The 11,675-nt window shown below is 66.7% G+C and carries 8 protein-coding genes; 6 read left to right on the top strand and 2 right to left on the bottom strand.

Annotated elements, in window-relative coordinates; translation table 11 throughout:
• Positions 1-22: 22 nt before the first annotated feature.
• On the bottom strand, positions 23-1,471 hold the full coding sequence (locus tag PNO31109_RS09335) for an NAD-dependent succinate-semialdehyde dehydrogenase (RefSeq protein ID WP_150555323.1): 1,449 nt from the start codon (positions 1,469-1,471) through the stop codon (positions 23-25).
• A 176-nt stretch (positions 1,472-1,647) separates the two neighbouring features.
• Here PNO31109_RS09335 and PNO31109_RS09330 point away from each other — a divergent pair, with 176 nt between their 5' ends.
• Both PNO31109_RS09330 and PNO31109_RS09325 read left to right on the top strand, forming a co-directional pair.
• On the top strand, positions 1,648-2,478 hold the full coding sequence (locus PNO31109_RS09330) for an IclR family transcriptional regulator (protein ID WP_150555322.1): 831 nt from the start codon (positions 1,648-1,650) through the stop codon (positions 2,476-2,478).
• A 330-nt stretch (positions 2,479-2,808) separates the two neighbouring features.
• The gene (locus PNO31109_RS09325; protein WP_174966341.1) at positions 2,809-3,450 is read left to right on the top strand and encodes a flavodoxin family protein; all 642 of its coding nucleotides are present in this window, start codon (positions 2,809-2,811) and stop codon (positions 3,448-3,450) included.
• Between the two features lie 143 nt (positions 3,451-3,593).
• On the opposite strand, the gene PNO31109_RS09320 is transcribed toward PNO31109_RS09325, so the two are convergent.
• Positions 3,594-4,301 carry a GntR family transcriptional regulator gene (locus tag PNO31109_RS09320; RefSeq protein ID WP_150555320.1) on the bottom strand — a complete coding sequence of 236 codons (708 nt, stop codon included), beginning with the start codon at positions 4,299-4,301 and terminating at the stop codon, positions 3,594-3,596.
• 186 nt (positions 4,302-4,487) lie between these two features.
• Here PNO31109_RS09320 and PNO31109_RS09315 point away from each other — a divergent pair, with 186 nt between their 5' ends.
• From PNO31109_RS09315 to PNO31109_RS09300, 4 genes are all read left to right on the top strand, one after another.
• The gene (locus PNO31109_RS09315) at positions 4,488-5,708 is read left to right on the top strand and encodes a pyridoxal-phosphate-dependent aminotransferase family protein (RefSeq protein ID WP_150555319.1); all 1,221 of its coding nucleotides are present in this window, start codon (positions 4,488-4,490) and stop codon (positions 5,706-5,708) included.
• 195 nt (positions 5,709-5,903) lie between these two features.
• Positions 5,904-7,181, top strand: a complete 1,278-nt coding sequence (locus PNO31109_RS09310) for an MFS transporter (protein ID WP_150555318.1) — start codon at positions 5,904-5,906, stop codon at positions 7,179-7,181.
• A 19-nt stretch (positions 7,182-7,200) separates the two neighbouring features.
• Positions 7,201-10,248 carry an FAD-binding and (Fe-S)-binding domain-containing protein gene (locus PNO31109_RS09305; protein WP_150555317.1) on the top strand — a complete coding sequence of 1,016 codons (3,048 nt, stop codon included), beginning with the start codon at positions 7,201-7,203 and terminating at the stop codon, positions 10,246-10,248.
• Positions 10,249-10,408: 160 nt separating this feature from the next.
• Positions 10,409-11,614: a DSD1 family PLP-dependent enzyme gene (locus PNO31109_RS09300; protein WP_150555316.1), complete on the top strand. Its 1,206-nt coding sequence runs from the start codon at positions 10,409-10,411 to the stop codon at positions 11,612-11,614.
• Positions 11,615-11,675: the final 61 nt, after the last annotated feature.

Genomic DNA, 11,675 nt, shown 5'->3' with positions numbered 1-11,675 from the left:
CGGGCGCGCGCCGCGTGCCGCATCACATCTGCAGGCAAAGATACTTCAGCTCGAGGTATTCCTCGATGCCGTAGCGAGAACCTTCGCGGCCCACGCCCGACTGCTTGATACCGCCAAACGGCGCGACCTCGTTCGAGATCAGGCCGGTGTTCAGGCCGACCATGCCGTATTCGAGCGCCTCGGCCGTGCGCCAGGCGCGTGCGATGTCGCGCGTGTACAGATACGCAGCCAGTCCGAATTCCGTATCGTTGGCGAGCGCCACCGCGTCGGCGTCCCGCGAAAAGCGGAACAGCGGCGCCACCGGGCCGAAGATTTCCTCGCGCGCCACGCGCATCTGCGAAGTGGCGTCGGCAATCACCGTCGGCGCGTAGTACGTGCCGCCCAGCGCATGCGCCGCGCCGCCCACGAGCACGCGGCCGCCATGCGACTTCGCGTCTTCGACGAGTGCGACCACCTTGTCCACGGCCTTCGGCTCGATCAGCGGGCCGATCACCACGCCGTCCTCCAGACCGTTGCCGACCTTCATCGCGGCCACTCGCTTCGCGAACTTCTCGGCGAACGCGTCGTAGACGCTCTCCTGGATGTAGAAGCGATTCGCGCACACGCACGTTTGCCCGCCGTTGCGGTACTTCGCGGCGAGCGCGCCTTCGACCGCCGCGTCGAGATCCGCATCGTCGAACACGATGAACGGCGCATTGCCGCCGAGCTCCAGCGACATGCGCTTGACCGTGGGCGCGCATTGCGCCATGAGCAGACGACCCACCCCCGTCGAGCCCGTAAACGACAGCTTGCGCACGCTCGGGTGCGACGTGAGCACACCGCCCACGGCGCGCGCGTCGCCCGTCACTACCTGGAACACGCCGCCCGGAATGCCGGCGCGATGGGCCAGTTCCGCGAGTGCGAAGGCTGACAGCGGTGTGAGCTCCGACGGTTTGACGACGATGGCGCAGCCCGCGGCGAGCGCCGGCGCGACCTTGCGCGTGATCATCGCGGCGGGGAAGTTCCACGGCGTGATCGCGGCACACACGCCGACCGGCTGCCTGATCGTGACGAGGCGCTTGTCCGCCGCGGGCGTTGCCAGCACGTCGCCGTCCACGCGCTTGGCCTCTTCCGCAAACCACTCGATGAAGCTCGCGGCGTAGGCGATCTCGCCACGCGCTTCGGCCAGCGGCTTGCCCTGCTCGCGCGTCATGAGATACGCGAGGTCGTCGGTGTTCGCGACCACCAGGTCGAACCAGCGACGCAGTACGGCGGCGCGCTCCTTGCCCGTGCGGGCGGCCCAGGGCTTTTGCGCGGCTTCGGCAGCGAGAATCGCGCGCGTGGTTTCCTGCGCGCCGAGCTCGGGCACCCGGGCGAGCACCTCGCCCGTGGCGGGATCGAGGACGTCGAACGCCTTGCCGCTGTCGGCGGCGATCCATTGGCCGTCGACCCAGGCAAGGGTCTTGAGAAGCGTGGTGTCTTTGAGTTGCATGGCAGTGGGCCGGACTCGCCGGCTTGTCGTAATGGCGGTGGACGGGAGGAAGACGGCAATGTCCCTGTCTCGGGGCTTGCTGTTCTACCTATTGAACGATATTCTATGTATTGAATTTCATTCTACGCAGGGAACGTTTCGCATGCAACCGGCGTTCTCGGCAACCCACACTGACCATGCCCAAGCGCAAACTCGATGTTCCCGTGCACGCCTTCCCCGCGACAGGTGAGGCGCGGCCGCTCAAAACCACGGCGCCTGCCGTGGTGCGCGCCGTGCAGGTCCTCGACGTGATCGCCGCGTCCGCGGAGCCTGTGACGCTGGCCGATCTGGCGCGCGAGACGGGCGTGCCGAAGAGCACGCTGCATGGGCTGTGCGACACGCTGGTCAAGCTGCGGCTCGTCAAGCGTCACCCCAATGGCGGCATGACGATGGGCTCGTATGTGATGGGATGGGCCAACGCGTTCCTGTCGCAGACGAACATCACCGAGGAGTTCCGGGCGGTGTGGGAGGCCTCGCGCGCGTTTGCCGAGGAGACGGTGACGCTGTCCGTCCTTGACGGCGCGCACGTGATTTATCTGGCCTGCCACAACGGCGATCGCCCGCTTGGCGTGACCTTTCGCATCGGCATGCGGCTGCCTGCGCCCTACACGGCCACGGGCAAGGCGATGCTCTCGACGCTGCCGCCCGACGAGGCCGCCGATCTGCTCGTCCGCGCCTGGCCCGAGCCGCTCACGCGAGCGAGCGTGGGAAGTTTTTCGGCATTGGCCGAGGAAATGGCGCAGGTGCGCCGCGACGGGTATTCGATCGACAACGGCCAAATGCGCGAAGGCATGACCTGTTTTGGTGCGCCGGTCTTCGACGCGAGTGGCGAGCGCGCCGTGGCAGGCCTTGCCGTCAGCTTCCTGACGAACGAGGTCGACGCGGCCACCGGGCAGCGCATCGGCCGGCAGATTCGGGAACTCGCCGACCGGCTGTCGGAGCGATTGGGCGCGCCGCCACGCCGATGAGGCGGCATCGGCCGTCTGGTAGCGGGGCGGACTGTCGCGCGAAAAGGGGGGCGAATGCGCCGACATCGTCGCCGGACACGCGGCGTGGGGACCGTGGTCCGCGTGGGTCCATTTTCCGCTCAGCGTCGTGTCGACGACCCGACAGCGTGGCGTAGCCGTCCGATTGTTATCTTTGACGGAACAGTCATGTCCATTTATGCGGGCTATTCCCTAGGGGTTATCACTGGCATCATTTGGCCTTGACTGATGTCCAGACAGCCAGCGGAAGCGAAGGGAAGCGCGATCCCGGCGGTGCCATGGGGCGGACATCCAATAGGGAAGCACTACGCCATGTCCAATATTGCAATCGTTTATTACTCGCAGGGCGGCGCAACCGCCATGATTGCCCACTCGGTCGCTCAGGGCGTGAACGACGCAGGCGCGCATGCGCAATTGATCAGCATCGAGCCGCATCAACTCATCGACGGGCAGTGGCACGACGAAGCCACGCTCGCGCGTCTGGCCAACGCCGACGCGATCATCTTCGGCGCGCCGGCATTTCAGGGCGGTATCGCCGCACCCTTCAAGGCCTTTGCCGACGCCACCCTCGGCATGTGGCGCGCCGGACACTGGCGCAACAAGGTCGCGGGCGGTTTCGCGTTCAGTTGCCGTTCCGGCGACGACAAGCGCGACACCCTCGAGTACTTCGCCGCGCTCGCCAGTGTTCACGGCATGGTGTGGGCCGACGCCGACGAGCACGAAGCCGTGCCGCGCAAGTCGGCCAGCAGCCGCCATCCGAGCGACTTTCCGGCGGTCGTAGGGCAGGGAGCGGACGGCGACGCCGCCTATGCACTCGACCCGGCAGACGTGATCGCCGGCAAGCAGTATGGCCGCAATGTCGCCGCGCTGGTCGCGCGCCTGGCGGGCGAGGTGCTCGAATCGCCGGCAGTGCTGGCGCGCCGCGCACTGGAGGCCGCCGAACGCCGGTTGTGACCGACGGGCGGGGGGGCGCCGATTCATTCCCATCCATCCCGGCCATCTCGTCGATCATTTCGTGGGATGAATCAAAAGGGCGAGGCGCTGATCGGCGCCTCGCCCTTTTGTTTGCATTGCCGCCGATTCGCTGGACAGGCGAGTCAGTTGCCCGGCGCGTCGCCGGGCGGCTCGGCGTGGATCTGCAGCACGGCGTCGCGCTTGGCCAGCAAGTGCTTGCGCAGAATCTCGCCGAGCCGCTTGCCGTCATGCTTTTCCAGTGCATCGATCATCTGCTCGTGCTCGGCAATGGCGCGGTCCCACTTGTCCGTGTGGAAGTTCGAACGAAAGCGCAGTGCCATGAGGCGGCGATTGATCGACACGTAAGTCTGACGCAGCGCGCCGTTGCGCGCCGCTTCGTTGATGCGATCGTGGATGGCCTGATTGCGGGCGTAGTAACCCGGCAAGTCCTGCTGCGCCCGGCAGGCGAGCATGGCGTAATGCAGCGCCTTGATCTCGGCCAGTTCGACGGCGGTCATGCGCTCGGCCGCGAGTTCGCCCGAGAAGGCTTCGAGAGCGCTCATGAGCTCGAACATCTCGCGGATTTCCTTCTCCGTCATACGTGCCACGCTCGCGCCGCGGTTCGGCGCGATCTCGATGAGGCCTTCGGCCGCCAGCACCTTGAACGCCTCGCGCAGCGGCGTGCGCGAGATGCCCAGCGTTTCGCAAAGCTCGCGCTCGTTGAGTTTCACCCCGGGCGACAGAACCCCTTCGATGATGAGCTTGCGCAAATGCTCCACCACCGTGTCGTGCAGGTGCAGACGTTCCACACGCGGAATCTCGGGAGCGGCAATCGTCGACGCGTTTTCCATTTTTTTGCATTCAAAACCATCAAACCTTCATGGCCGCGATTGTACCGTACCGGCTGAGGTCGCCGTATCGCTAGGGTAAACGCCTGTATTAAAAGCGCTTCTCCGCCCTTGCGAAGATCCTTGCGTCTGCTAAAGTATTTTGAATGCAAAATTCAAAAGCGGATTTTTCACAGGAGAGAGACGTTCATGCTGAAGCTCGATTTCCACCCCTCGGGCCGCCACTTCCTGCAGATTCCGGGGCCGAGCCCGGTGCCCGACCGTATTCTGCGCGCCATGAGCTACCCGACTATCGACCACCGCGGCCCGGAGTTCGGCGCGCTCGGCCGGAAGGTACTCACCGACATCAAGAAGATTTTCAAGACTGAACAACCGGTGGTGATCTATCCGGCCTCGGGCACGGGCGCATGGGAGGCGGCGCTCTCGAACACGCTCTCGCCGGGCGATCATGTGCTGATGTTCGAGACGGGGCACTTCGCCACGCTGTGGAAGAAGATGGCCGAAAACCTCGGCCTGAGGCCCGAGTTCATCGGCCTGCCGGGCACCGAAGGCTGGCGCCGCGGCGTGCAGCCCGACATGATCGAAGCGCGCCTGCGCGCCGACACCGGGCACGGCATCAAGGCCGTTTGCGTGGTGCATAACGAAACGTCGACCGGCGTGACTTCGGACATTGCCGCCGTGCGCCGGGCCATCGACGCCGCGGGCCACCCGGCGCTGCTGCTCGTCGACACGATCTCCGGGCTGGGCTCGGCCGACTATCGCCACGACGAGTGGGGCGTCGACGTCACCGTCTCGGGCTCGCAAAAGGGCCTGATGCTGCCGCCGGGCATCAGCTTCAACGCGGTCTCGGCCAAGGCGCTCGAAGCGAGCCGCCACGCGAAGCTGCCGCGCGCGTTCTGGGGCTGGCAGGAAATCATCGAAGCGAACAAGAACGGCTACTGGCCGTACACGCCGAACACCAACCTGCTCTATGGGCTGTCCGAAGCGCTCGACATGATTCTGGAGGAGGGGCTGGACAACGTGTTTGCCCGTCACCAGCGTCTGGCCGAAGCGGCGCGCCGCGCCGTGCGCGCGTGGGGGCTCGAGATCCAGTGCCAGGACCCTGCCGTCTACAGCCCGGTGCTCACCGGTGTGGTCATGCCGCAGGGCGTGGACGCGGACGCCGTGCGCAAGCGCATCTACGAGCGCTTCGACATGTCGCTCGGCCAGGCGCTTGGCAAGATCCGCGGGACGATGTTCCGCATCGGCCACCTCGGCGACTGCAACGACCTCACGCTCATGGCCACGCTCGCCGGCTGCGAAATGGGCCTGCAGCTCTCGGGCGTGAACCTTGCCGGCTCCGGCGTGGTGGCGGCGATGGACTATCTGGCGAAGGCGCAGGACACGCCCGCGCTCAAGGCCGCCGCCTGACGTGCCGTAGTCCCCGATACCAGGAGACGAGGGGCGCCGAGCGCCGCAGGCGGCGCCCTTGCAGTGAACGCTTTGCTTTGTTTGCGAACGATGCGGTCACGGGCCTCGTGAGAGAAGGGTCCGGGCCGCAGCAACACCTCGTGCGCGATCCGCATCGGGCGGACGCGCTTCACAGGATGTTTCAGGAGACGTGCAATGAAGCTTTTCCGAGCGACAAGGGTCGTGCTGGTGATGTTATGCGTTATGTATTTCATCACCTACCTCGATCGCGTCAACGTCAGTACCGCTGCCGCCGGCTTCGGCAAGGAATTCAATCTCAGCAAGACCGAAATCGGTCTGGTCTTCTCCGCATTTGCCTATCCCTATCTCGTCTTCCAGATCATCGGTGGCTGGGTGAGCGACCGCTTCGGCGCGAAGCGCACGCTGCTCGTGTGCGGCGGACTGTGGGCCGTGGCCACCATCCTCACGGGCATGGCCGGCGGCCTCGTCACGCTGCTGCTCGCGCGCCTGCTGCTCGGGCTTGGCGAGGGCGCCACGTTCCCCGCGGCCACGTCGGCGATGTCGCGCTGGGTCGCCAAGGAAAAGCGCGGCTTCGCCCAGGGCATCACGCACGCCGCCTCGCGCATTGGCAACGCCGTGGCGCCGGCCGTGGTCGTGTTCATCATGGCCACGCACGGCTGGCGCGAGTCGTTTTACCTGTGCGGGATCGTGAGCCTTCTGTGGGTAGTGCTGTGGGGCTTCACGTTTACCGAACGTCCGCAGGATCATCCGCGCATCACGACCGAAGAGCTCGCCGTGCTGCCCGCGCTCAAGGCCAAGAGTGCCTCGGTGCCGTGGGGCCCGCTCTTCAAGCGCATGGTGCCGGTGACGATCGTGTACTTCTGCTACGGCTGGACGCTGTGGTTGTTCCTGTCATGGATTCCGCAGTACTTCCTGCATAGCTACGACCTCGACCTGAAGAAGTCGGCGCTGTTCGCATCGAGCGTGTTCTTCGCGGGCGTGGTCGGCGATACGCTCGGCGGCGTCGTGACGGACAAGCTCTATGAGCGCACGGGCAGTCTGAAGCGCGCACGCAGCTGGATGGTGTCGGTGTGCATGCTGCTCACGCTGGTCTCGCTCGTGCCGATGATGTTCACGCACCACCTGTACGTGTCGATGGCCTGCCTCGCGTTCGGCTTCTTCTTCGCCGAAATGACGATCGGGCCGATGTGGGCGATTCCGATGGACATCGCGCCGGAATACTCGGGCACGGCCAGCGGCATGATGAACACCGGCTCGGCGCTCGCGGCCATCATCTCGCCCGTGCTCTCCGGCTATCTGATCGACCGGACGGGCAACTGGGAACTGCCGTTCGTGGGCAGCATGGTGCTCATGGCCGTGGGCGTGGTTCTCGCCTTCCGCATGCAGCCCGAAAGCAAGTTCTCGGTGGCCGGCGAGGCGGCCGGGGCGAGCAACGCCCGCCAGCCCGCGTGACGCATTTGCCAGCACAATCATGAATCACCCATCGAACTCCCGAGCAAATCTGGTCGGCCACCCCGTGCATCTGGTACCGATGCAGCGCGGCGGGGTGGTGCTCACACCGCTGCAGGACCGGCTGCGTCGCGAGCTGCGCGGCGACGTGCTGTTCGATCGCGCGAGCCGCGGCCGTTACGCGACCGACGCGTCGATCTATCAGATATTCCCGATCGGCGTGGTCGTGCCGCGCGACCAGGACGATCTGATTCGCGCCCTCGACATCGCCCGTGATCAACGCGTGCCGGTGCTCGCGCGCGGCGCCGGCACGAGCCAGTGCGGCCAGACGATCGGTGAAGCGCTCGTCATCGACAACAGCAAGTGGCTCAATCGGGTGGTGGCGTTCGACGCCCAGGCGCGCACGGTCACCGTCGAGCCGGGGATCGTGCTCGATCATCTGAACGCGTGGCTCAAGCCTCATGGGCTGTGGTTTCCGGTGGACGTGTCGACGGCTGCCCAGTGCACCATCGGCGGCATGGCGGGCAACAACTCGTGCGGCTCGCGATCGCTCGAGTACGGCAACATGGTACACAACGTGCTGGGCATCGACGCGGTGCTCGCCGACGGCGCCCAACTGCACTTCGGCTCGCTGCACACGCCGCCCTCGGACGCACGCACGCGAGCGATTCTCGAGCGCGTGCGGGAGATCGCGCTGCGCGAGCGCGACGAGCTGCGCGAGCGCGTGCCGCGCGTGCTGCGCCGCGTGGCAGGCTACAACCTCGATCTGTTCGATTGCCTCAACCCGCGCGCGTACACCGACGACGGCGTGGCCAATCTGTCACATCTGCTCGTGGGCTCCGAGGGGACGCTCGCCTACAGCCGTCAGATCACGCTGAAGCTCGCGCCGCTGCCGGCGCACAAGACGCTCGGCGTGGTCAACTTCCCGACCTTCTACCAGGCGATGGATCTCACGCAGCACATCGTCAAGCTCGGGCCGGTGGCGGTGGAGCTGGTCGATCGCACGATGATCGACCTCGCCATGGACAACGCGGCGTTCCGGCCGGTGATCGAGAAGGCGCTCGTGGGCGATCCGCAAGCGATCCTGCTCGTGGAGTTCGCCGGCGACGACGCGGCGGCGCTGCGCCGCAAGCTCGACGATCTCGCTGCGCTCATGGGGGATCTCGGTCTGCCCGATTGCGTGGTGAAGATGCCCGACGCCGGGCCGCAAAAGGCGCTGTGGGAAGTGCGCAAGGCCGGGCTCAACATCATGATGAGCATGAAGGGCGACGGCAAGCCGGTGTCCTTCATCGAAGACTGCGCGGTGCCGCTCGAGCACCTGGCCGAGTACACCCGGCGTCTGACGGAAGTGTTCCATCGGTACGGAACGGAAGGCACTTGGTACGCGCACGCGAGTGTGGGCACGCTGCACGTGCGCCCGATTCTCGACATGCGCCGCGACGGCGCCGTGAAGATGCGCGCCATCGCCGAGGAGGCCGCCGCGCTCGTGCGCGAATACAAGGGGGCTTATTCCGGCGAGCATGGCGACGGGCTGTGCCGCGGCGAGTGGGTGGCCTGGCAGTATGGGCCGCGCCTGAATGCGGCGTTCGGCGAGATCAAGGCGCTGTTCGATCCGGAGAACCGCTTCAATCCGGACAAGATGGTGCGTCCACCGAAGATGGATACGCGCGAACTGTTCCGCTTCGCGCCCGGGTATGCCGCGAAGCCGTTCACGCCCGCACTCGACTGGGCGGCCTGGAACGTGCAGCGCGATGCGCTCACGGGCGAGCAGACCGCGCCCGGTACGGGCACCGACGCGACGCACGGTCTCGCGTCGGCCGTCGAGATGTGCAACAACAACGGCCACTGCCGCAAGTTCGACGCGGGCACGATGTGCCCGAGCTATCGCGTGACGCGCGACGAGCAGCACGTCACCCGCGGGCGTGCCAATACGCTGCGGCTGGCCGTGTCCGGACAACTGGGTGATGACGGACTGGCGAGCGACGACGTGAAGGCCGCGCTCGATCTGTGCGTGTCGTGCAAGGGTTGCAAACGCGACTGCCCGACCGGCATCGACATGGCGCGTTTCAAGATCGAGGCGCGCCACGCGCGGGCGAAGCGCCACGGGCTGTCGCTGCGCGACAGGCTCATCGCGTACCTGCCGCGATACGCGCCGTGGGCGAGCCGCGTCGGCGGCCTGTTCGACGCCGCGCAGCGCCTGCCCGGCAGCAACGCCGCGAAGCGCTGGCTTGGCCTGGCGCCCGAGCGCTCGCTGCCGGCGCTCAAGTCGTCGTTTCTGGCGCGCCAGACACCGCTCGCCGCGAAGCCGTCGCCGGCACAGGGCGAGCGCCAGGTGCTGCTCTTCGTCGACACGTTCAACAACTATATGGAACCGGAGAACGCGCAGGCCGCCCGGCGGGTGCTCGAAGCTGCCGGCTACACGGTCCATGTGAACCAGCGCGCGGGCGAGCGGCCGCTGTGCTGCGGTCGAACGTTCCTCGCGGCAGGCCTGGTCGACGAGGCGAAAGCCGAAGCGAAGCGCCTGCTCGATGCCCTGCTGCCTTTCGTGGAGCAAGGCGTGCCGATCGTGGGGCTCGAGCCGTCGTGCCTGTTGTCGCTGCGCGACGAGGTGCTCGGCTACGGCTTTGGCGAGGCGGCCCGCAAGCTGGCGGACAACGCGTTCCTTTTTGAGGAATTTCTGGTTCGTGAGAAGACGGCCGGGCGCTTCGACGTGGCGTGGCGGACGCTGCCCGACGGCGCGAGCGAGGCGCTGGTGCACGGGCACTGTCATCAGAAGGCGTTCGATGCGTATTCGCCCGTCACGACCGTGCTTGGCTGGCTGCCGGGGCTGAAGGTATCATCGATCGAATCGTCGTGTTGCGGCATGGCGGGCAGCTTCGGCTATGAGGCAGAGCATTACGACACGTCGCGTGCCATGTCGGAACTGTCGCTGTTGCCGGCGATCCGGCAGCGCAGTGCGAATGCCATCGTCGTCGCGGACGGCACCAGTTGCCGGCATCAGATTCACGATGGCGCGCAGACTGAAGCGATCCACGTCGCGCGTGTCCTGGCCCGTGCGCTGCCTGCCTGATCGTTCTGCCTGATCGTCCAGCATGGCTCCCGTGGGGCTCCCTGCATGAGTGCGTGGTTCTCACGCGCTCATGCGGTTGCATAGGCAGCGCGCGTGCAAGCCCTTGCAACAATACACGCCGGCACTGCCCCGCCTCGTGTCTCTCCTCGAAGGGATTGTGATGTCCGATTCATATGACTTGTCCGCTGCAACGGCTTCATCGGCGTCCTGCGCGCCGCGCGCTGCCGACAGTGCGCTGGCCGTGCCGCCCGTGGCGCGCATTGGCGACACGCTCGCGCAGATCGCCACACCTTCGTTGCTGCTCGACCTCGATGCCTTCGACGCCAACGTCGCGCGCATGGCCGGTGCGGCGGCGGCGCGCGGTGTGGCCGTGCGTCCGCACGCAAAGGCCCACAAGAGCGTGACGATCGCACGCGAGCAGATCGCCGCGGGTGCGGTCGGCATTTGCTGCCAGAAGCTCACCGAGGCCGTTCCGTTCGCCAACGCCGGCATCGGCAGCATCCACATCAGCAATGAGTTCGTCGGCGAGGCGCGCGTGGCGCTGGCCGTGGCGCTCGCGTCGCGCGTCGCGCTGTCGGTCTGCGTCGACGACGTGCGTCAGGTCGCGCCGCTCGGCAAGGCCGCGCAGCGCGCCGGCGTGCGCATCGCGGTGCTGCCCGAAGTCGACGTGGGGCAGGGGCGCTGTGGCGTCGATTCGACCGACAAGGTGGCGCGGCTCGTCGAGGCCATCGACCACTACGAAGGCCTGCGCTTTGGTGGCATCCAGGCGTATCACGGCAGTGCCCAGCATATCGAGGCGTGGGCGCGGCGTCGCGACACGGCGCGGCTTGCCGCCGACCAGGCGGCGGTCTGCGTGCGGTTCCTCGAGGCGCGCGGCATCGTCTGCCCGGTGGTGACGGGCGGTGGCACCGGCACGGCCGAGTTCGACATCGACAGTGGCGTCTATACGGAAATTCAGCCGGGCTCATACGTGTTCTTCGATGGTCACTACGGGGCGCTCGAGTGGCGAGACGACTGGCGCTTCCGGCATGGGCTGTTCCTCGCGTCGACGGTGATGAGTACGGCGCGCGCCGGCATCATCGTGTGCGACGCCGGCCTCAAGAGCGTGGCGACCGATTCCGGATTGCCGCGCTTCTGGTCCTCGCAACTGGCGGGCACGCCGCGTTACCGCACGGCCTCCGACGAGCATGGCGTGCTCGAGTTGGGCTCGCCCGACGACGACGGCGCCGCGTGGCTCGGCGAGCCGATCCTGCTCGTGCCCGGCCATTGTGATCCGACCGTCAATCTGTATGACCGATACGTCGCCGTGCGGCATGGACGCGTCGAAGATTTGTGGCCGATCGAGGCGCGGGGCCTGAGCCAGTAGGGCGTGACATCCGGGTTGTCCGAAAAAATTTGCGCGGGGGGGCTTCCCAAGTTCGCGAAGC

The organism is Pandoraea nosoerga, from assembly GCF_902459585.1.
Lineage (GTDB): Bacteria > Pseudomonadota > Gammaproteobacteria > Burkholderiales > Burkholderiaceae > Pandoraea > Pandoraea nosoerga.
This window is presented reverse-complemented; position numbering and strand designations above follow the sequence as displayed.